This is a genomic window from Micromonospora sp. NPDC004551, assembly GCF_040609975.1.
Lineage (GTDB): Bacteria > Actinomycetota > Actinomycetes > Mycobacteriales > Micromonosporaceae > Micromonospora.
Map to the genome: position 1 here is coordinate 20,105 of NZ_JBEXLM010000012.1, position 20,428 is coordinate 40,532.

General features: G+C 74.0%; 21 protein-coding genes. 7 read left to right on the top strand and 14 right to left on the bottom strand.

All coding sequences use genetic code 11. From position 1 onward, the window contains the following. Positions 1 to 82: 82 nt before the first annotated feature. The 3 genes from ABZW14_RS16275 to ABZW14_RS16285 all read right to left on the bottom strand — a co-directional run bounded on the left by ABZW14_RS16275 (position 83) and on the right by ABZW14_RS16285 (position 3,813). Entirely contained in the window at positions 83 to 1,750 is a 1,668-nt protein-coding gene (locus ABZW14_RS16275) for a fumarate hydratase (RefSeq protein ID WP_355346349.1), read from the bottom strand. Positions 1,751 to 1,827: 77 nt separating this feature from the next. Further along, entirely contained in the window at positions 1,828 to 3,261 is a 1,434-nt protein-coding gene (locus ABZW14_RS16280; RefSeq protein ID WP_355346352.1) for a PQQ-binding-like beta-propeller repeat protein, read from the bottom strand. A gap of 60 nt (positions 3,262 to 3,321) precedes the next feature. Further along, complete coding sequence (locus ABZW14_RS16285) at positions 3,322 to 3,813, bottom strand: Lrp/AsnC family transcriptional regulator (RefSeq protein ID WP_355346355.1); 492 nt, start codon at positions 3,811 to 3,813, stop codon at positions 3,322 to 3,324. A 140-nt stretch (positions 3,814 to 3,953) separates the two neighbouring features. Between ABZW14_RS16285 and hppD the strand changes: the two genes are divergently transcribed. The 4 genes from hppD to hisC are packed head-to-tail and all read left to right on the top strand — an operon-like array spanning position 3,954 to position 8,010. Further along, positions 3,954 to 5,159, top strand: a complete 1,206-nt coding sequence (gene hppD, locus ABZW14_RS16290; protein ID WP_355346358.1) for a 4-hydroxyphenylpyruvate dioxygenase — start codon at positions 3,954 to 3,956, stop codon at positions 5,157 to 5,159. A gap of 10 nt (positions 5,160 to 5,169) precedes the next feature. Beyond that, the gene (locus tag ABZW14_RS16295) at positions 5,170 to 5,883 is read left to right on the top strand and encodes an RDD family protein (RefSeq protein WP_355346361.1); all 714 of its coding nucleotides are present in this window, start codon (positions 5,170 to 5,172) and stop codon (positions 5,881 to 5,883) included. 55 nt (positions 5,884 to 5,938) lie between these two features. Continuing rightward, positions 5,939 to 6,910, top strand: a complete 972-nt coding sequence (locus tag ABZW14_RS16300) for an RDD family protein (RefSeq protein ID WP_355346364.1) — start codon at positions 5,939 to 5,941, stop codon at positions 6,908 to 6,910. After that, the gene (gene hisC / locus ABZW14_RS16305) at positions 6,907 to 8,010 is read left to right on the top strand and encodes a histidinol-phosphate transaminase (RefSeq protein ID WP_355346367.1); all 1,104 of its coding nucleotides are present in this window, start codon (positions 6,907 to 6,909) and stop codon (positions 8,008 to 8,010) included. The genes ABZW14_RS16300 and hisC overlap by 4 nt, the downstream gene beginning before the upstream one ends. Before the next feature lie 111 nt (positions 8,011 to 8,121). Here the strand turns inward: hisC and ABZW14_RS16310 are convergent, their stop codons facing one another. From ABZW14_RS16310 to ABZW14_RS16330, 5 genes are all read right to left on the bottom strand, one after another. Further along, positions 8,122 to 9,375, bottom strand: a complete 1,254-nt coding sequence (locus tag ABZW14_RS16310; protein WP_355346370.1) for a PQQ-binding-like beta-propeller repeat protein — start codon at positions 9,373 to 9,375, stop codon at positions 8,122 to 8,124. A 144-nt stretch (positions 9,376 to 9,519) separates the two neighbouring features. Next, the gene (locus ABZW14_RS16315) at positions 9,520 to 10,002 is read right to left on the bottom strand and encodes an SRPBCC family protein (RefSeq protein ID WP_355346373.1); all 483 of its coding nucleotides are present in this window, start codon (positions 10,000 to 10,002) and stop codon (positions 9,520 to 9,522) included. A 108-nt stretch (positions 10,003 to 10,110) separates the two neighbouring features. Then, positions 10,111 to 10,320, bottom strand: coding sequence for a DUF397 domain-containing protein (locus tag ABZW14_RS16320; protein ID WP_355346376.1), 210 nt, complete (start codon positions 10,318 to 10,320; stop codon positions 10,111 to 10,113). Between the two features lie 143 nt (positions 10,321 to 10,463). Next, on the bottom strand, positions 10,464 to 11,663 hold the full coding sequence (gene fahA, locus ABZW14_RS16325) for a fumarylacetoacetase (protein WP_355346379.1): 1,200 nt from the start codon (positions 11,661 to 11,663) through the stop codon (positions 10,464 to 10,466). Further along, positions 11,660 to 12,517: a hypothetical protein gene (locus ABZW14_RS16330; RefSeq protein ID WP_355346382.1), complete on the bottom strand. Its 858-nt coding sequence runs from the start codon at positions 12,515 to 12,517 to the stop codon at positions 11,660 to 11,662. The genes fahA and ABZW14_RS16330 overlap by 4 nt, the downstream gene beginning before the upstream one ends. A gap of 94 nt (positions 12,518 to 12,611) precedes the next feature. On the opposite strand from ABZW14_RS16330, the gene ABZW14_RS16335 reads away from it, so the two are divergent. Next, a complete protein-coding gene (locus tag ABZW14_RS16335) occupies positions 12,612 to 13,778 on the top strand; it encodes a cupin domain-containing protein (RefSeq protein WP_355346385.1) in 1,167 nt (388 codons plus the stop codon). Here the strand turns inward: ABZW14_RS16335 and ABZW14_RS16340 are convergent. Next, on the bottom strand, positions 13,775 to 14,896 hold the full coding sequence (locus tag ABZW14_RS16340; protein WP_355346388.1) for a tetratricopeptide repeat protein: 1,122 nt from the start codon (positions 14,894 to 14,896) through the stop codon (positions 13,775 to 13,777). The genes ABZW14_RS16335 and ABZW14_RS16340 overlap by 4 nt on opposite strands. A gap of 63 nt (positions 14,897 to 14,959) precedes the next feature. Next, a complete protein-coding gene (locus ABZW14_RS16345) occupies positions 14,960 to 16,315 on the bottom strand; it encodes a BTAD domain-containing putative transcriptional regulator (protein ID WP_355346391.1) in 1,356 nt (451 codons plus the stop codon). 186 nt (positions 16,316 to 16,501) lie between these two features. Here ABZW14_RS16345 and ABZW14_RS16350 point away from each other — a divergent pair, with 186 nt between their 5' ends. Next, positions 16,502 to 17,029: a hypothetical protein gene (locus tag ABZW14_RS16350; protein WP_355346394.1), complete on the top strand. Its 528-nt coding sequence runs from the start codon at positions 16,502 to 16,504 to the stop codon at positions 17,027 to 17,029. Positions 17,030 to 17,069: 40 nt separating this feature from the next. On the opposite strand, the gene ispF is transcribed toward ABZW14_RS16350, so the two are convergent. The 3 genes from ispF to ABZW14_RS16365 are packed head-to-tail and all read right to left on the bottom strand — an operon-like array spanning position 17,070 to position 18,804. Further along, on the bottom strand, positions 17,070 to 17,552 hold the full coding sequence (gene ispF / locus ABZW14_RS16355; RefSeq protein ID WP_355346397.1) for a 2-C-methyl-D-erythritol 2,4-cyclodiphosphate synthase: 483 nt from the start codon (positions 17,550 to 17,552) through the stop codon (positions 17,070 to 17,072). A gap of 16 nt (positions 17,553 to 17,568) precedes the next feature. Then, positions 17,569 to 18,264 carry a 2-C-methyl-D-erythritol 4-phosphate cytidylyltransferase gene (ispD, locus tag ABZW14_RS16360; RefSeq protein WP_355346400.1) on the bottom strand — a complete coding sequence of 232 codons (696 nt, stop codon included), beginning with the start codon at positions 18,262 to 18,264 and terminating at the stop codon, positions 17,569 to 17,571. Positions 18,265 to 18,318: 54 nt separating this feature from the next. Further along, positions 18,319 to 18,804: a CarD family transcriptional regulator gene (locus ABZW14_RS16365; protein WP_007073334.1), complete on the bottom strand. Its 486-nt coding sequence runs from the start codon at positions 18,802 to 18,804 to the stop codon at positions 18,319 to 18,321. Between the two features lie 327 nt (positions 18,805 to 19,131). Here ABZW14_RS16365 and ABZW14_RS16370 point away from each other — a divergent pair, with 327 nt between their 5' ends. Further along, complete coding sequence (locus ABZW14_RS16370; RefSeq protein ID WP_355346402.1) at positions 19,132 to 19,833, top strand: hypothetical protein; 702 nt, start codon at positions 19,132 to 19,134, stop codon at positions 19,831 to 19,833. Positions 19,834 to 19,840: 7 nt separating this feature from the next. Here the strand turns inward: ABZW14_RS16370 and ABZW14_RS16375 are convergent, their stop codons facing one another. Further along, positions 19,841 to 20,404, bottom strand: coding sequence for a hypothetical protein (locus ABZW14_RS16375; protein ID WP_355346405.1), 564 nt, complete (start codon positions 20,402 to 20,404; stop codon positions 19,841 to 19,843). Positions 20,405 to 20,428: the final 24 nt, after the last annotated feature.

Here is a 20,428-nt window from a genome sequence, read left to right on the forward strand (position 1 = left end):
CCGCCCGCCCAGCCCAGCTCGGCCCGCGAAGCCGAGGCGCCGGGTGGGATCCCACCCGGCGCCCCTTGGCGTACGTCGGAACTCAGCGCCGCCCGACGGTGAGCACCGGCTTGGTGACCTCGGCGAAGAAGTCCTCGCCCTTGTCGTCGACCACGATGAAGGCCGGGAAGTCCTCCACCTCGATCTTCCAGACCGCCTCCATGCCCAGCTCGGGGTATTCGAGCACCTCGACGTGCTTGATGCAGTCCTGCGCGAGGCGGGCGGCCGGGCCACCGATCGAGCCGAGGTAGAAGCCGCCGTGGGTCTGGCAGGAGCGGGTGACCTGGGCAGAGCGGTTGCCCTTGGCCAGCATCACCATCGAGCCGCCGGCCGCCTGGAACTTCTCCACGTAGGCGTCCATCCGGCCCGCCGTGGTCGGGCCGAACGAGCCGGAGGCGTAGCCCTCGGGGGTCTTGGCCGGGCCGGCGTAGTAGACGGCGTGGTCGCGCAGGTACTGCGGCATGGGCTCGCCGGCGTCCAGCCGCTCGGCGATCTTGGCGTGGGCGATGTCCCGGGCCACCACCAGCGGGCCGGTCAGCGACAGCCGGGTCTTCACCGGGTATTTCGACAGCTCGGCACGGATCTCGTCCATCGGCCGGTTGAGGTCGACCCGGACCACCTCGGAGCTGTCGAGGTGGGCGTCGGTGACGTCGGGCAGGTAGCGCGCCGGGTCGGTCTCGAGGCGCTCCAGCCAGACCCCCGACGGGGTGATCTTGGCGACCGCCTGGCGGTCGGCCGAACAGGAGACCGCGATGGCCACCGGGCAGGACGCGCCGTGCCGGGGCAGCCGGACCACCCGTACGTCGTGGCAGAAGTAGCGCCCGCCGAACTGCGCGCCGATGCCGAAGTTGCGGGTCAGCTCCAGCACCTCGGCCTCCAGTTCGAGGTCGCGGAAGCCGTGCGCGCTCATCGAACCCTGCGTCGGCAGGGCGTCGAGGTACTTCGCGGAGGCGTACTTGGCGGTCTTCAGCGCGTATTCCGCGGAGGTGCCGCCGATGACGATGGCCAGGTGGTAGGGCGGGCAGGCCGCGGTGCCGATGAGGCGCAGCTTCTCCTCCAGGAACTGCATCATCCGCGTGGGATTCAACAGCGCCTTGGTCTCCTGGTAGAGGTAGGACTTGTTGGCCGAGCCACCGCCCTTGGCCATGAAGAGGAACTTGTAGGCGTCGGCGTGCCCGTCCGGGTCCTCGGCGTAGAGCTCGACCTGGGCGGGCAGGTTGCTGCCCGTGTTCCGCTCGTCCCACATGGTCAGCGGGGCGAGCTGCGAGTAGCGCAGGTTGAGCCGGGTGTAGGCCTGGTAGACGCCGCGCGAGATCGCCTCGGCGTCGGTGCCGTCGGTGAGCACGTGCCGGCCGCGCTTGCCCATCACGATGGCGGTGCCGGTGTCCTGGCACATCGGCAGCACGCCACCGGCGGCGATGTTGGCGTTGCGCAGCAGGTCCAGCGCGACGAACCGGTCGTTCGGCGAGGCCGCCGGGTCGTCGATGATCGAGCGGAGCTGGGCCAGGTGGGCCGGGCGGAGGAAGTGGGCGATGTCGTGCATCGCCTCGGCGGTCAGCGCGGTCAGCGCGGCGGGCTCCACGGTGAGGAACCGGCGGCCACCCGGGCCGTTGACGACGTCGACGCCCTCATCCGTGACCAGGCGGTATTCCGTCTGGTCGGGTCCGGTCGGCAGCAGGGGGGCGTACGAGAAGGCGGCGGCACTGCTCATGACGGAAAAGCCTAGGGCAGAGCCGTCGATCGGTGGCACCCGCCGGGTGCGTCCTGGGACGCCGCTCTCACCCGGCGTCACTTGCCGTCGGCGCAGAGCTCGTTCTTCGGGCCGCAGCTGCCCTGGCCGGCCGGGGGTCGCCAGGTGTCGCCCGGGTCCGGCACGGGCACCGCGCCCTCGTCCGGCGGAGGCACCTCGGCGGCGCCGGCGCCCCAGCGGACGTACCCGATCTCGCGGCCCTCCCCGATGATCATGCCGTTCGGGCCGACCGCCAGGGCGTTGGCGGAGGTCCGCAGCAGGACCAGCTCCCGACCGGTGCGCGGCTCGACGGCGATGAGCCGCGACGGCTTCTCCTCGGCGATCAGCGCTGCGTACGGGGTGAGCGCCGCGCCGGTCTTGCCGCCCGCCGGCCGGGTCCACCGGGTCCGGTCGGCCGACAGGTCCCGGCCGAGGATCGAGCCCTTGTCGGCGCTGCGGACCAGCGCGTAGCGGTCGTCGACGGCGAGCAGCTTCTCGCCCTCCGCGCCCACCTGGAGCAGCCGGCCGTCGTACCCGTCGAGCACCGCCTCGCGCCCGTCCGGGGCGACCCCGACCAGCACGTTGCGGGCGCCCTGCGGGTCCTCCCGCTGCACGCAGCCGGCGTAGTCGGCGGTCCGCAGGTTCACGCCGTTGCGCCGCCACACCTGCTGCCCGGTGGCCGGGTCGACGGCGGTGAGGACGAACTGGCAGGTCCCGTCGCGGGAGGTGGCGGCGATCCGGAGCAGCCGCCCGCCGACCACGGCGAGCCGCTCCTCGCGGCCGGGCTCGACGTTCTGGAGCACCCGGCCGGTGGCGGTGTCGACCACGTGCACCCGGTCGTCGACCGGGAAGCCGAGCAGCGGCGGGACCGACTCGGGCCCGGCCACCCCGCCGTCGATCCGCGGGGTGCCCAGCCGCCGGGTGCCGAGCAGCTCCGGGTTGTCGGCGAGCACGCCGCTGTTCACACCGGGGAGGAAGGCACTCCACAGCGGGGTGCTGCCCCGGGGGTCCCAGGCGCGCAGCGTGCAGTCGGTGGACCGCACGCAGTACGCGTCGAGCAGCAGGTTCCGGTAGGTCCAGACGGCGATGGCGCGCTCGTCGCGGCGGCGTACGACGCCGGTGACGGGGTCGAGCACCTCGTACCCCTTGTCGAGGAGCTTGCCCACGGCGACGACCGGGGCCCGCTCGCTGCCGGCCACCGCCGCCCAGTCCGCCTTGCGCTCCCAGAGTTGCGTGCCGGTGGCCAGGCTCCGCGCCTCGACCCGGGTGCGCTGCTCCACGATCACCGTGTCGCCGGCGATGGTGACGCTCTTCGGGGTGCCGCCGACCCGCTGCTGCCAGACCGGCTCCGGGTCGGAGAGCGGCTTGCTCCGATCGACCCAGTCCCACAGGGCGGGGAACGGGTTCCACACCCCGGTGGCGGCGAGCACGATCACGGTGATGAGCCCCAGCAGCAACCAGCCGCGTACGCCAAGGCCCTTCACACCGCACACGGTAGCGACGAGCACCGCTGCGCCGGCCCCCCGAACGGTCGTGTCGCGCCGCTTTCTGGGTCAGCCCCCGCGGGCGGCGGAGCGGACCAGGGGCAGGGTGCGGTAGGGGATCTGCTCGGCCAGGGCGATGATCGTGGAGGCGCGGCGGATGCCCTCCGAGGCGACGATCTGGTCGATGACCCGTTGGAGGTCGGTGTTCGACCGGGCCACGATGCGGCAGAGCAGGTCGCTGGAGCCGGTGATCGTGTGCGCCTCCAGCACCTCGGGGATCGCGGCCAGGTGCGCGGTCACCTGGTCGTGACCGTGCCGCTGGCTGATCTCCAGGGTCACGAAGCTGGTCACCCCGAAGCCGATCGCGGCCGGCGAGATGTCCGGCCCGAACCCGCCGATCACCCCCCGCTCGACCAGCTTGTCGAGCCGGGCCTGGACGGTGCCCCGGGCCACGCCGAGCCGCCGCGAGCACTCCAGCACCCCGATCCGCGGCTCTTCGGCGAGCAGATCGATCAAGCGGGCGTCCAGCGAGTCGAGCTGTACATCCTGTCCAGCGTTCATGGGGTTTCATATTACCGAATGCACAACCTGACCAGGATTTACGCCAACTGTTGCCCAACCGGCGGCCGCCCGGCGATCCTCGCCACAACAGCAGACGAACGGCGGCCCACGAGGCCGGCCGGTACGCAAGGGAGGCCACCATGACCCAGGCGATCGACCGACCCCAGTCGACCGAGGAGGTCGACGTCGACGCCCTCGTCGGCGCCGTCGACCACGACATCACCCGCGACCCGTTCCCGGTCAAGGGCCTCGACCACGTGCACTTCCTGGTGGGCAACGCCAAGCAGGCCGCCCACTACTACTCCACGGCGTTCGGCATGACCTGCGTGGCCTACCGGGGGCCGGAGCAGGGCTACCGGGACCACGCCCAGTACGTGCTGACCAGCGGCTCGGCCCGCTTCGTGCTGACCGGCGCGGTCCGGCCGGACGCCGAGGGCTCCGAGCACGTGGCGAAGCACAGCGACGGGGTCTCGGACATCGCGCTGGAGGTGCCGGACGTAGACGCCGCGTACGCGCACGCCACCGCCCAGGGCGCGACCGGACTGGTCGAGCCGCACGACCTCAGCGACGAGCACGGCACCGTCCGGATGGCCGCCATCGCCGCGTACGGCGACACCCGGCACACGCTCATCGACCGGTCCCGCTACACCGGCTCCTTCCTGCCCGGCTTCGTGGCCCGCGGCCCGATCGTTGACCGCCAGCCGATGATCGACGCCGGCATCCAGCCGAAGCGGTTCTTCCAGGCCGTCGACCACGTGGTCGGCAACGTGGAGCTGGGCCGGATGGACGAGTGGGTCGAGTTCTACAAGCGCGTCATGGGCTTCAGCAACATGGCCGAGTTCATCGGCGACGACATCGCCACCGACTACTCGGCGCTGATGAGCAAGGTGGTCGCGAGCGGCACCCGCAAGGTGAAGTTCCCGCTCAACGAGCCGGCCGTCGCCCGCAAGAAGTCGCAGATCGACGAGTACCTGGAGTTCTACCAGGGCCCGGGCGCCCAGCACATCGCCGTGGCCACCAACGACATCCTGGCCAGCGTCGACGCCATGCGGGCCGCCGGCGTCGAGTTCCTGGACACCCCGGACTCCTACTACGAGGACCCGGAGCTGCGCGCCCGCATCGGCGAGGTGCGGGTGCCGATCGAGGAGCTCCAGTCCCGCAAGATCCTCGTCGACCGGGACGAGGACGGCTACCTGCTCCAGATCTTCACCAAGCCGGTGCAGGACCGCCCGACCGTCTTCTTCGAGCTGATCGAGCGGCACGGCTCGCTCGGCTTCGGCAAGGGCAACTTCAAGGCCCTGTTCGAGGCCATCGAGCGGGAGCAGGAGAAGCGCGGCAACCTGTAACACTGTCCGCGTGACCGAGCCTTCCCCCGCGTCTCCGCCGCCCGCCGGGCCCCCGCCCGCGGGCGGCGGCTTCGCGCCGCCGTCCGGGCCGTACCAGCCGCCGCGCCAGCACACCCCGCCCGCGTACACCGGGCTGCCCCACTACCCGGCCCCACCGCCGGGGTACGCCCCGCACGCCGCCTTCGTGCCGCCCACCCTGGCCCCCAACGGGCAGCCGCTGGCGGGGTTCGGCGAGCGGCTGGTGGCCTGGCTGATCGACACCGCGGTGGCGACCGGGGTGGCCATGGTGCTCTTCCTGCCGGTCTTCCTCTGGCTCTGGTTCCGGGTGTTCAGCGACATGATGGCGGTCGCCCCGGACGGGACGATTCCCGAGCCCGACCCGGCCACGGTGCTGACCGACTTCTTCCTGCCGGTCCTGCTCGCCGAGGCCGGGCTGCTGGTCGTGATGTTCGTCTTCTACTGGCTCTACCACGTCGAGTACGCCCGCCGGACCGGCCAGACGCTCGGCAAGAAGGCCATGAAGCTGCGCATCGTCCCGCTCGACCCGACCGCGCCGCTGACGCGGGGCGTCCTCGGCCGGCGGTACCTGGTGGAGTTCGTCGCCGGCTCGCTGGTGCCGTTCGCCAACTACCTCGACGGGTTCTGGCAACTCTGGGACAAGCCCTGGCAGCAGACCCTGCACGACAAGTTCGCCGGAACGGTCGTCGTTAAGGTTGCACCGTGAGCGTGAGGAGTGAGCCGGGTCTGCGAGCCCCGCAATCGCGAACTGAGCCGGCACCGTGAGCGTGCAACCCGGCTGGTACGTCGACCCCGCCGATCCCGAGACCCGCCGGTACTGGGACGGCGAGGGGTGGATCGGCGCGCCGATCCCGGTCGACGCCACCCCGCCCGAGGGACCACCGCCGCCTGAGCCGGCTCCCGCCCCCGTACCGGCCCCCGCCGCGGCCGCGCCGCAGTCGGCCCAGCCCGCCCCGGGCGGACACCCCGGCGGCCCGGGCGTCGGTCCGTTCCCGGGCCCGCCGACCGGTGGCCCCGGCCAGCCGTGGCCGGGACAGCCGGGGCAGCCGGGCCAGGCCGGCCCGTGGCCCGGACAGCAGGGGCCGCCGCCGGGCTGGCCATATCCGGGGTGGCCCGGGCGGCCGCCGGTCCCGCGCCCGCACGGCCTGCCGCTCGCCTCGTACGGCGCCCGGCTGGTCGCCCGCCTCATCGACCTCGGTGTGGTGTTCCTGCTCAACGTCGTGGTCAACGGCTGGTTCGTCTGGCGCTACATCGAGGAGATCTCGCCGTACCTGCGCGAGTCGGTGCGCCGGTCGCTGGCCGGGGAGACCTCCACGGAGGGGCTGCCCCAGCCGGGCGAGCAGGCCGCCGGGCTCCAGATCACCATCCTGCTGATCGCCACCGCGCTCTGGTTCGCGTACGAGGTGCCGTCGATGGCGGCCCGGGGCCAGACCTTCGGCAAGCGGCTCGTGGGCGTCCGCGCGGTGCCGGTCGAGGCGGACCAGCCGCTCGGCTTCGGCCGGGCCACCCGGCGCTGGAGCACCCTCGGCCTGCCCACCCTGCTCTGGTACTGCTGCGGCCTGGGCCTGCTGCTCCAGTTCGTGGACGCGGTCTCCCCGCTCTTCGACCAGCCGCTGCGCCAGGCCCTGCACGACAAGCGGGCGCAGACCGTGGTGGTCCAGCTCCCCCGCACCCGGCCCGACACCCGTACCACCCCGCGCGACCGCGCCAACCCCCCGGGAGACACCCCATGACCGACACCGGACGTCACCAGCCTCCGCTGCGGCTCACCCGCGCCGACCTGGACGCGCTGCCCAACTACGTGCCCGGGCGCAGCCCGGCGGACCTGGCCCGCGAGCTGGGCCTGCCCGAGGCGATCAAGCTGGCCAGCAACGAGGTCCCGTACGGCCCGCTGCCCGGCGTCGTGGAGGCGGTCGCCGAGGCCGTCGCCGGTTCGCACCGCTACCCGGACATGGGCGTGGTGGCGCTGCGTCAGGCCCTCGCCGAGCGCTACGGCGTGGACGCCGACCGGATCGCCACCGGCTGCGGTTCGGTGGCGCTGGCCGAGCACCTGGTCCGGGCCACCTGCCTGCCCGGCGACGAGCTGCTCTACTCGTGGCGGTCGTTCGAGGCGTACCCGATCATCGCGGCGACCAGCGGCGCGACCAGCGTGCGGGTGCCGAACGACGCCGGCCACGGCCACGACCTGGCCTCGATGGCGGCGGCGGTGACCGACCGGACCCGGATGATCCTGGTCTGCAACCCGAACAACCCGACCGGCACGGCGGTTCGCAAGGCCGAGCTGGACCGCTTCCTCGACGCGGTGCCGGACGACGTGCTCGTGGTGATCGACGAGGCGTACCGGGAGTTCGTCACCGATCCCGAGGTGCCGGACGGCCTGAGTTACCTGGACCGGCCGAACGTGGCGGTGCTGCGCACCCTGTCCAAGGCGTGGGGCCTGGCCGGCCTGCGGATCGGCTGGTTGGTCGCCGAGCCGACCGTGGCCGCCGCGGTGCGCAAGGTGGTCACGCCCTTCTCCACCAGCATGGCCGCCCAGGCCGGCGCGCTGGCCGCGCTGGCCCAGGCCGACGAGGTCGAGCGACGCTGCGCGCTGGTCGTCGCCGAGCGGGACCGGGTCACCGAGGCGCTGCGCAAGTTCGTCCCGGACGTGCCGGACAGCCAGGCCAACTTCGTCTGGCTGCCGCTGGGCGATCGGGCGGTCGAGTTCGGCCGGGCCTGTGAGGCGCGTGGCGTGATCGTCCGGCCGTTCCCGGGCGACGGCGTGCGGGTCACCATCGGCACGCCGGCCGAGAACGACGCCTTCCTGGCCGCCGCCGAGGCCGCGCTGGCCTGACGGCTGGTCCGGGGCCGGTCCGTCAACCCCCTACGGACCGGCCCCGGACGCCTCGGCCGACGGGATACCGGAAGTATAGGCTTCTTGTCCGATTTGTCGAGTTAGCGAGGATCAGGTCGCGGCGAGGAGCACCGATTCGGCCATGAGGAAGTAGCCCTGGTCGTCGTCCTCCGGCCGGGCCCCCTCGTGCAGCCGCTCCACCGCCACGTAGCCGCCCGCCGCGTGCGCCCGGCCCGGCTGCCAGCCGGTCCCGTCCCGGCCGATGTCCATGACGAACCGGGACCGCTCCGCCCCGGTGGCCGGATCCAGCGCGATCAGGTCCCGCCCCTCGGTCAGCAGGTGCACCCGGCCGGGCTCGACCGCCAGGATCCGCACCGCACCCAGGTCGGCCCGGCGCCACAGCTCCTCCCCGGTCCGGGCGGATCTTCCGGTGACCACGCCACCGGCAACGGACACGGCGTGCTCGCCGTCGAGTTCGGTGTCCGGGCCGTCCAGGGCGGGGGCGGCCACCGGCTCACCCGCCGCCGGGACCAGCCAGCCCCGGCCGGTCTCGTCGCCCCGTCCGGAGGTACGCAGCCCCCGGCAGGACGAGTGCCCGTCCCGGCAGCCGACCGGGGTCACCACGAGCCCGTCCGGGGCGTCCGGCGGTCGCCAGCGGGTCCGTACCGCACCGGTCGCGGCGTCCCGGAACTCCACCCTCGCCGGCCCCGCGCAGGAGTCCACCCCGACCAGCTCGCCGGCGGCCGTGGTGCCCACGTCGGCACGGCAGCCGCGCCCCACCTCCGCCCGCCACAGCCGGCGGCCGTCCGTCAGGGCGTACCCGCCGACCGCGCTTGGCCCGGCCGCGACCAGCACGGCGCCACCGCCGGCGGCCCGCGTGACGTGCAGTCCCGCCGGGTCCCAGACCGTGGCGGCATAGGTGCGACGGGGCTTCGGCACCGCGCCCGGCTCCGGGCCGTCGGCCCGCCAGACGACCCGTCCGGTACGCGCGTCCAGCGCCACCAGCTTCCCGTCGGACCAGCGACTGACCACCGTGGTGCCCTCGGCGAGCACCCCGACCAGCTTGGCCGGCCACCGGCGGTAGGACCAGAACGGCGTGACCCGGTGCTTCCCGGAGACGGGCTGGTCCGCGTACACCTGGCGGGCGCCCGCGTAGACGCGGAGGCGGCCGTCCACGACCAGCGGCGCCACCGGCAGCCGCCCGATCACCCCGGTCGGCGGGGCCGGCGCGGCCGGGTACGCGCCCCGGGCGACCGTCTCGACCTCGGCGGGCGCGAGGACCCGGAGGACCACGGCGGCCGCCGCCGCGACGGTCAGCACCGCCACGGCCGCCACCAGGATCCGCCGCCCCGCGGGCTTGCCCATGCCGCACCTCCGACCGGCACCCTACCCAGCGGGGCTCGCCGACGCCGCGCCGCGTCGGCGGGCTGCCGCCTGCGTCGCGCGGTGGAGTGGACGGCACGCCGATCGGTCCGACGGCCGGGCCCCGGTCCCGGTGCCCGGGTCGGCTCAGGCGGCCTCGGCGGGCCGGGTGGGCCCGACGGCCAGCGCCAGGTCGGCCAGGTCACGGCGGAGGGCGCCCTCGACCGCACGGGCCGCCAGGCCGCCGAGGATCAGGGCCAGCACCCGGCCGACCGGGCGGGTCGGTACGGCCTCGTGCTCGACCGTGACCTCGGTGCAGCCGCGCCGCCGGCGCTCGACGGTGCGCAGCGTCCAGGTGATCCGGTAGTCCGCGCCCGCGCCCCGCGAGCTGAGCACCAGCCGTGCCGGGGCGACCGCCTCGACCACGAGGAACTCCTCCGCCTCGGCGACGCCGTCGGGCCGGACCCGGGTCTCCCGCCAGGCCGTGCCGGGCCCGAGATCGCCGGGGCTGAGGACGTCGATCCTGCCGACCGCGGAGAGCCAGTCGGCCCGCGCCGGGAGGTCGGTGAGGAGCCGCCAGACGTCGACGTCCTGCGCTTCGATGAATGCGGAAACCGTCACCGTCGACATGGCACCTCCCGTGTCGTCCACGGTACGGGCCGTCACCGACCATTGGGAGCCTTGCGGTGACATTTCCACCACCGGTGCCCCGACCGGGGCACCGGGCGCGGCGAGCGGTCAGGAGCGGAAGGCGTCACCCCGGATCGCGGCGACGAACGCCGTCCAGCCCGGTGGGCTGACGGCGAGCGCCGGTCCCTCGGGGTCCTTCGAGTCGCGTACGCCCACCACGCCGTGCGCGGCGACCACGTTGGTCGCCACCTCGACGCAGAGGCCCTGATCGTTGGAGCGGCTGCTGGTGCGCCAGACGGCGCCGGTCAGCTCGGTCATCGTCGCGGTCCTTCCTGTTCCACTCGGGGTGCGCCCCGGCCCGCACCGCCGGGGCGTACGCAATCCGCGACGATCAACGGCGAACGAAACGTCCCCGGTCGCACAGCGGGTGCGACCAGGGACGGAGAGTGAACAGGGGCGGCTCAGCGGGCCGGAAGGATGGTCCCGGTGACCTCGCCGAGGGCGACGGTGGTGCCGTCCGGGCCGGGTGCCGTGGCGGTGATCGTCACCGTGTCGCCGTCCTCCAGGAAGGTCCGGGCGGTGCCGTCGGCGAACTTGACCGGCTCGGCCCCGCCCCAGGTCAGCTCCAGGAAGGAACCGACCTGCCCGCGCTCCGGCCCGGAGACGGTGCCGGAGGCGTAGAGGTCGCCGGTGCGCAGCGAGGCGCCGTTGACGGTGAGGTGGGCGAGCTGCTGGGCCGGCGTCCAGTACATGGTGGCGAAGGGCGGCTCGGCGACCTGCTCGCCGTTCCACTCCACCGACAGGGCCAGGTCCAGCCCGAGGTGCGGGGTGTCGCGCAGGTAGTCCTGCACCGGCGGGTCCTGGTCCGGTGCGGGCACGAAGGCGTCGGCCAGCGCGTCCAGCGGAGTGACCCAGGCCGACACGGAGGTGGCGAAGGACTTGCCCAGGAAGGGCCCGAGCGGCTGGTACTCCCACGCCTGGATGTCCCGGGCCGACCAGTCGTTGACCAGCACCACCCCGAAGACGTGGTCGGCGAAGTCGGCGACGGGCACCCGGTCGCCGAGGCGGCTCGGCACACCGACCACGAACCCGACCTCGGCCTCGATGTCCAGCCGGACGGAGGCGCCGGTGGTCGGGCCCTGCGCGGTGGCCCGCTGGCCGGTGGGCCGCACGACCGGGGTGCCCGAGACGACCACCGTGCCGGCCCGGCCGTGGTAGCCGATCGGCACGTGCTTCCAGTTCGGCAGCAGCGGGGGCTGGCCCGGGCGGAAGATCTGCCCGACGTTCGACGCGTGGTGCTCGGACGAGTAGAAGTCGACGTAGTCGGCCACCTCGAACGGGAGCAGCAGCTCCACCTCGCGCAGCGGCACCAGCAGCGGCTCCACGGCCGGCCGGTGCGCCGGATCGGTGAGCAGCTCGCTGACCCGCTGCCGCACGGTGGTCCACTGCGGACGCCCGAGCGCCATGAAGTCGTTGAGGGTGTGCCGGCCGAGCGCGCCGGCGGCCAGCACCAGCCCGGCAGCCTCCGCACCGGCCAGGTCCAGGACGAAGTCGCCGATGCGTACGCCGATCCGCGGCTCGCGGTCGCCCTGCCGGAACACCCCGTACGGCAGGTTGCTCACCCCGTACGGCGAACCCGCCGCGCCTGAGACCCAACTCATTCCTCGTAGCCCCCGTTCACCAGCCCCAGCCGGATCAGATCGGTCAGTGGTTCGGAGATGCTGCACGAGCCGTAGCCGACCCAGAGGGGGCGCTCGGCCTCCCGCTGCACCCGGGCCGGCTCGACCACCCGGAGCGGGTCCGTGGCGCCGAGCAGTTCGGCCACGCCGGCCACCTCGGCGCCCCCGGTGGCGGCCAGCGTCGCCGCCAGCACGTTGACGAACCCGTGATGGGTGAAGCCGGTCTCCGGGTCCCGGTGCCGGATCGCCTGGTGCAGCCCGGCGGTCAGCTTGAACGGCAGCCCCCGGTCGCGGCAGGCGCAGATCACCGCGGCCAGTTCGACCGGGGTCGGGAAGAGTTCCGCGGCCAGCCCGCCGGTGCGGAACTTGGCGGCGACCGGCAGCCCGCCGGCCCGTGCCTCGGCGAGGGCGTCCAGCGCGCCCATCAGCCCGAAGGTCAGCGGGACCTCCGCGTAGACGGTGGTGCCGCCGAGGCGCTCGGCGAGCTTGAGCAGGTCGGCCAGGCCGGGCTGCGGGTCCTCGCCGCGCTTGGCGACGGGCGTCTCGACCTGGCGGACGGCGAGCCGGGCGTCCGCCTCGGCGAGGGCCGCCTCGAGCCGGCCGACCGGCACGTCGCCGATCACGCCGACCGGCAGGGCCGCCTCCTGGGCGAGCAGGTCGGGCACGTCCGGAAGGGCCGAGGCGGGCAGCAGCAGCGGACCGACCAGGTCGGCGTACCACCCGGTCCGGTGGCGGTGATGCGCGGTCACGGCGTCCGGGAGCGCGGCGCTACCGGGCGGAAAGACCGCCGCGTCGTCGACCAGGCCGGCGAAGAGGCGGGGCACCTGCGTTGACACGAGACAAGAATCTACGGGACGCTACAAGGAACGGACAACCGCGTCCGATTATCGGACGTCACCGGCCGGAGAACGGGACATATCGGGAGGCGAGATGCCGTACTACCGCAGCGTCGGCGAGGTGCCCCGCAAGCGCCACACCCAGTTCCGCCAGCCCGACGGCACCCTCTACGCCGAGGAGCTGGTCGGTCAGGAGGGCTTCTCCTCCGACTCGTCGCTGCTCTACCACCGGCACGCGCCCACCGCCATCGTGGCCGCCGAGGAGTTCACCCCGCCCGCCTTCACCCGGGTGCCAAACCTGCCGCTCAAGCCGCGGCACCTGCGCACCCACAAGCTCGACGGTGCCGGCGCGGACCCGGTGCTCGGCCGGCAGTACCTGCTCGCCAACGACGACGTACGGATCGCCTACGTGCTGGCCGACCGGCCGTCGCCGCTGTTCCGGGACGCCACCGGCGACCACTGCCTCTACGTGGAGTCGGGGACGCTGCGGGTGGAGTCGCCGTTCGGCGTGCTCGACGCGGTGGCCGGCGACTACGTCATCATCCCGACCTCGACCATCCACCGCCTCGTGCCCACCGGCGACGAGCCGGCCCGGCTGCTCGCCATCGAGGCCGCCGGCCACGTCGGCCCGCCCAAGCGCTACCTCTCGGTGCGCGGGCAGTTCCTGGAGCACTCGCCCTACTGCGAGCGGGACGTCCGCGGGCCGGACACGCCGCTGCTGGTCGACGAGACCGACGTCGAGGTGCTGGTCCGGCACCGGCGCGGCTGGACGAGGTACGTCTATGCGAACCACCCGTTCGACGTGGTCGGCTGGGACGGCCACATGTACCCGTGGGCGTTCTCCATCCACGACTTCGAGCCGATCACCGGCCGGATCCACCAGCCGCCGCCGGTGCACCAGACCTTCCAGGGCCCGAACTTCGTGATCTGTTCGTTCGTGCCGCGCAAGGTGGACTACCACCCGGGCGCCATCCCGGTGCCGTACAACCACCACAACGTCGACTCCGACGAGATGCTCTTCTACACCGGCGGCAACTACGAGGCCCGGCGCGGCTCCGGCATCGAGCAGGGCTCGATCTCGCTGCACCCGTCCGGCTTCACTCACGGCCCGCAGCCCGGTGCCGCCGAGCGGTCGATCGGTGCGGAGTTCTTCGACGAGCTGGCCGTCATGGTGGACACCTTCCGCCCGCTGGACCTCTGCGACGCCGCGAGTGCCTGCGAGGACGACGCGTACGCCTGGACCTGGGCCCGCCGGGCCTAGCGCCGGGGGTGGTGGCCGGTCCGGACGAGCACGGCGAACCCGGCCACCACCGACACCGCGATCCCGGTGACCAGCGGCCACGGGCCGCCGACCAGCGCGTAGAGCAGCAGCAGCGCCGGGGCGGCGGCCATCGCGCACACGGCCAGGGCCAGGCCGCGGTCCGCGCCGAACAGCCCGGGCAGGATCGTGTCCAGCAGGCCGGGCAGCCGGACCGCGGACCGCCAGACCAGCAGCGCCCCGCCGAGCGCGGCCAGCACCGCGAGGACCCGGGACGGGCCCGGCGCGACCGGGGCCAGGACGGCGACCAGCACGCTGGCCATCAGCGACCAGCCCGCGCCGTGGAGAACCAGCCGGCGCACCCCGTCGGCGACGGTCCGGCCGGCATCGGTGACGGTCCGGCCGGCATCGGTGACGGTCCGGCCGGCATCGGTGACGGTCCGGCCGGCATCGGCGACGGCCGGACCGGCCTCGCCGGCGCCCGGGTCCAGGGCCGCCACCTCGGCCAGGTGCTCCAGCGCCTCCGCGTAGCGGCGCTGCTCCAGCCGGATCACCCCCATGTCGTGCCGCGCCTCGGCCACCTCCGGGTCGAGCCGCAGCGCCTCCCGGTAGGCCCGCTCGGCCAGGTCGAACAGCTCCAGCCGGGCCGCGACCAGGGCGAGCACCAGGTGCGCCTGCGCGGTATCCGGGGCCAGCTCCACACCCCGCCAGGCGGCGTTCAGCGCCGGCTGCCCGTTGCGCGCGCCGGCCAGGATCGCGGCGGCGCTCCGCTGGGCGTACGCGTCATCCGGGCCGAGCGCCAGGATCTTGTCCCCGGTGCTCGCCGCGGCCTTCCACCGGCCCAGGTCGGCCAGGGCGAAGCCGAGCGCCACCAGCGGCGACAGGGCACCGGGGGCGGCCGCGACAGCCGCCTCGGCGGCCGGCAAGGCCTCCGCCGGCCGGGCTGCGGCCAGGTGCACCCGGGCCAGCATGGTCAACGCCTCCGGGTTGCCCGGCCGGGCGGCGAGCGCACCGTCGAGTTCCTCGGCGGCCTCGTCGTACCGGCCCAGCTCGGCGAGGAGCTGCGCACGCTGGACGTAGCCGTCGGCGGCGGACTGGTCGGGGGCGGCGTCACTCGGCATCCCGGCGAGCGTAGCCGCCGGTCTGTCCATCCGCCCGCTGACGCCGAGCGGGCGGGACGCCGGTCAAGCGCTGTGGCAGCGGACGCGGTCCGGCGAGCGCCCGCAGGTGCCCAGGCTGCACCAGCGCCGCAGCCCGGTCTCGTCCAGGAAGAGCCAGCCGCACCGCTCGTCCGGACAGATCCGGAGGGTGAGCCGGCACGGGTCGGCGAGCAGCTGGGCGGCGCTCCACGCGACGGCGTGCAGCGGCATCCGGAGTCCGGCCGCAAGCTGCGGCCACCACCGCCCGCGGCCGTCGGTCCCGCGCCGGAACACCAGCTCCTTCGCGGCGGCCTCGGAGTATCGGGCGACCGCGTCGAAGGCGTGCCGGTCATCCGGTGCGGTCAGGCATCCGTACAGGGCGTGCCTTAGGTCCCGGGCCTCGGCGAGCACCGCTTCGGCCCGGTCGGGTTGCCGCCGGCCCAGGTGCAGCAGCCGGCTCACCGAGACGTCGTCGAGGAGACCGACGTGCCCGGCCCACACGGCCAGGGTGCGGTAGCCGCGCAGCCACTCGGCGCCGGGCAGCGGCGGTTCGTGCCCCCAGCCGGCGAAGGTGTTGCAGAAGTCCAACGCCGGGTGGCCACCGACGCTCCAAGGAAGGCTCTCGTCGCGGACCAGCACCTCGTACACCGGCCGTCCGGGCCGGTCCAGGCGGTCGTCGCCGCTCAGGATCCGCCGGTGCACCTCCCGCAGCCGCGACCCCGGTTCGACGCCCAGCTCGTCCACGAGCAGTTGCCGGGTGGTCCGGTAAAGCCGCAGCGCGTCGGCCTGGCGGGCACTCCGGTACAGCGCGGTCATCAGGACGGCGACGAGCTGTTCCCGGGTCGGGTGCCGGGCGGCCAGGGGCATCAGCTCGGCGATCGCCCTGGCATGCTGGCCCAGGGCGAGCTGCGCCTCGGCGCGCAGCTCGACGGCGACCAGCCGGAGTTCCCCGAGGGTGCCGCGCAGCCGGTCCCGCAGTTCGCCGTCCACCGCGTCGGCGAGCAGCGGCCCCCGCCAGAGCGCCAGCGCCCGGTCGAGCAACCGCACCCGCTCGCCGGGGTCCGCAGCGGCGCTGGCCGCCCGGACCAGCTCGCCGAACTCGTCGACGTCGACGCGGTGCCCGTCCGCCTCCACGAGGTAGCCCTCACCCCGGGTGCTGATCCGCACCCCGTACGGCGTGAGCGACGCCCGTAGCCGGCCGATGTACGTCTGCACGACCCCCCGGGGCGAGGCCGGCGGCCTGCCGTTCCACAGCAGGTCGATGAGGCGCTCGGTCCGGACCACCCGTCCCGTGTCGAGCAGCAGCACACCGAGCAGGCAGCGCTCCTGGCGCCGGCTGCCGACCTCGACCGGCCGGCCCTGGTGGCGGGCCTCGAAGGGTCCGAGCAGTCGGAACTCCATACCGAACAGGACATGCTGGCCCGGGCCGCCGGTTGTCATCCGGCGGTGAGCGGATGGTGCGTGCCCCGGCGGCCGGCCCGGCGTTCCGGGGGATCCGGCCTCCTTCCGGCTCGGCGCGGTGAGCCCGTGGTGAGCGGGGCTGGTGATCCTGGTCCGGCCCTGACCAGAAGCACGGATGGAGTGACCATGCGTTTCAAGATGAGCATCGCGGTGGCGTCGGTCGTGGCCGCGATCGTCGCGAGCCTGCCCGGCACGGCGTCCGCCGCGAGCGGAGACATCGCCCCCGGCGCCTGGGAGCCGGCCCCGCAGGCAGCGTTCGAGCTGCCCGCCGGCGCCCGCTGCGACTTCGCGGTGCGGGTCGAACCGACCGTCGACGAGGTCCGGAAGCTGACCCTGGCGACGTATCCGGACGGCTCGCCCAAGCGGGAGCTGTTCACCGGCGCCCTGATCGACCGGGTGACCAATCTGGAGACCGGGGCCACCTCCACGGCGGACGCGAGCGGCACCTCGCTGGTCGTCTACGGCACGGACGGGTCGATGACCTGGTACGTGACCGGACCGGTGCTGCTCGGCTTCCGGGAGAACGCGGGTTCGCTGCCGAAGGGGCTGTGGATCGTCGACGGCCAGTTCACCGTGGAGTTCACCCCCACCTTCGAGAAGACCATCACGATGCTCCACGGCACGACCCACAACGTCTGCACGGACGTCGACTGATCGATGCGGCCCGGCGACCGGGTGCCGCCCGGTCGCCGCGTCACTCGGCCGGCGCCTCGTGGACCAGGGCCACCGCGATCCCGGTCAGCCCCTCACCGCGACCCGTGAAGCCCAGGCCGTCGGTCGTGGCGGCGGAGACGGTGACCGGCGCGCCGACCGCCGCGGAGAGCACCCGCTGCGCCTCCTCCCGGCGCGGACCGATCTTGGGCCGGTTGCCGATCACCTGCACCGACACGTTGCCGATCTGGAAGCCGGCCGCCCGGACCCGCCGGGCGCTCTCGGTGAGCAGGGCCACCCCGGACGCGCCCGCCCACTCCGGCTGATCGACGCCGAAGTTGGCGCCCAGGTCGCCGAGCCCGGCGGCGGAGAGCAGGGCGTTGCAGGCGGCGTGCGCCGCCACGTCGGCGTCCGAGTGACCGGCCAGGCCGTCCTGGTCCGGCCAGTGCAGGCCGGCCAGCCAGCAGGGCCGGCCCGGCGCGAAGGCGTGCACGTCGGTACCGATGGCCACCCGAGGAACGATCATGGCCCGAGCGTACGCGTCAGGCGCCGCCGGCCAGCAGATGCTCGGCCAGGGCCAGGTCGAACGGCCGGGTGATCTTCAGAGCCAGCTCCGACCCGGGCACACAGATCACCGGGACGCCCATCTTCTCGACCAGACCGGCGTCGTCGGTGAGCGCATCGCCGGCCGCCTCGTGCGCGGCGGTCAGCACCGACCGGCGGAAGCCCTGGGGGGTCTGCACCGCGCGCAGGGCGGCCCGGTCGACCGTGCCGAGGACCCGTTCACCGGCGTCGACCTCCTTGACGGTGTCGACCACCGGCAGCACCGGGATCACCCCGTCGTGGCCGCCACGGACCGCCGCGGCCACCGACTCGACCAGCTCGGGCGGGGTGAGGGCCCGGGCCGCGTCGTGCACGAGGACGATCTCCGGCCCGGCGGGGACGGCGGCCAGCGCGGCGGCCACCGACGCCTGGCGCTCGGCGCCGCCGGGGACCACGGTCACCCGCGCCACCGGCGCGAGCATCCGCCGGACCGACTCGACGTCGGCGGCCGGGGCCGCCACCACGATCGTGTGCACCGAGGGCGCGGCGGCGATCCGGCGGACCGCGTGCACCAGCAGGGGCTCGCTGGCGAGCGGCCGGAGGGCCTTGGGAGCACCGGGGCCGAGGCGTACCCCGGCTCCGGCCGCAGGAACAAGGACCGCGACGTCACCGCGCGGATTGAGCTGCGCGGTCACGTCGCGGTCCTCGGATTCGTTCGCTACGGGGTGGGTACGACGACCTGGTGCGGATCAGGCCTCGGTCAGCACCTTGTCGAGCAGCGTCTCCGCCTCGTCCTTGGTGCTCTTCTCAGCCAGCGCGACCTCGCCGACGAGAATGTCGCGCGCCTTGGCCAGCATGCGCTTCTCACCCGCGGAGAGACCCCGCTCCCGCTCCCGGCGCCACAGGTCGCGGACGACCTCGGCGACCTTCAGCGGGTTACCGGAGGCCAGCTTCTCCAGATTCGCCTTGTAACGCCGCGACCAGTTGGTCGGCTCCTCGGTGTGCGGTGCACGGAGCACGTCGAAGACCTTGCCCAGGCCCTCTTCGCCGACCACCTCTCGCACACCCACGATCTCGGCGTTCTCGGCGGGCACCCGGACCGTCAGGTCACCCTGCGCGACCCTCAGGACGAGGTACTGCTTGGGCTCGCCCTTGATGACCCGAGTCTCGATTGCCTCGATGAGTGCGGCCCCGTGGTGGGGGTAAACAACGGTCTCGCCGACACTGAAAACCATAGGTTCGAAACCCCTTTCGCTGTGTCTAGGGTAACACGCTCAGGCACCGATGTCTCACCGCTGTCCTGACCGTTGGCGCAGCTCAGGGGCCCTGTGAGAGGTATTTCTTCAGCTTGACAGGCGGTCAAGCCGATGGTTTCGACACGCTCCGTGACCAGTGGATGACAACCCGGTAAGGGTGACGGAAGCGTTCATATCTAGGGCTATGCGCTCCTTCCATGGTAGCTCCGGAATTCCACGTGCGCCCAGGTGTGGCGGTACGACGACCGGTGCGGGACGCTTGGGGTGGACTGACGTCCGCTCACCGAGACGGCTCCTGGGGGTCCGATGGGCATGCCTGACGCTGAAGGCCACGGGCCACCGGACGGGCTGCCCGACCTGCCACCGGAGTGGGGTCGGGTGGTCGTCCCCGACGACGCCTCGGCGCTGGCCGAGGAGGCCCGCCAGGTCCGCCGCGAGCTGCGCCGGGCACGCCGGCAGGCCGGCCCGGGGCGGCGCGCCGGGCACGCCGGCCGGCCGTCGGTCGGGCTGCCGGTGCTGGTCCTGCTGGTCGCCGTGCTGGTCACCCTCACCGGGCTGGCCGCGGTCACCTGGCCCCGATCGAGTCGCTCCGGGAACGCGCCCACCGTCCTGCCGTACCCGACGGCCCCCGTCGGGCCGCTGCCCGCGCTCGACCTGGTCGGCCCCGACGACGCGCCGGTGCCGCTGCGCAGCCTGCTGCCCGCCATGATCGTCCTGGTGGACGCGTGCGCCTGCGTGGAGCAGGTCGGCACCGCGGCGGCCGCCGCGCCGCCGGGGGTCACCGTGGTCACCGTCACCCAGGACCGCACCGCCGCGCCCGCCACCGCCCCGGGGGTACGCCCGCTCGCCGACCCGGCCGGCGGGCTCCGCTCGTACCTGCACCTGTCAGCCCACCCCGGCACGGCCGCCGCCCTGCTGGTGGACCGCCAGGGCACCCTCGTCCGGGTGGTGCCGGAGCTGGGCCCGGCGGCGGACTACCGCGACGACCTGATCCGGCTGGCCGGCTGACCGCCGCTCAACCCAGCGCCTCCAGCCGGGCGTCGAGCTCGATCTGGTCGCGGAGCGCGACGAAGCGCACCAGGAGCGGCCCGCCGCGCGAGTTCACCACCGTGACGTGGGGCGGCCCGTTGCAGCTCAGCACCTGCTCCGTGTCGTCCATCGACGAACCGGTGAACCTGACGACGAGCGCGCCCGCGCCGGAGCAGGCGACCGTGAACAGGAACTCGGCCCCGTCGGATGCGTTCGCCCGGCGGGTCACCGGCGGGCCCGCCGGCGCCAGGAGGGACTGATCCTCCCACACGGTGTGCGAGACCGCGCGCCGCCGCGCCACCCCGCCGGGCTCCTCGTGGATCACCACCGACTCGTCCGGATCCGCCTCCGGCCCCGGCAGCACCTGCCCGGTCCGCGGGTCGACCAGGCGGATGCCGGGTTCCAGGAAGGCGCCGGTCGACGGGGCCGGCTCGGGCCCGGTGCGGCCGAGCGCCGGGGCCGCCGCCCGCCACCAGCCGGCGCCGGCCGCCAGCGCCGCCACGGTCAACCCGGCCAGCAGCGCGCCCCGGATCCGCTCGTCGGAAGCCACGCGCAGAGCGTATCGGCGCGGGGC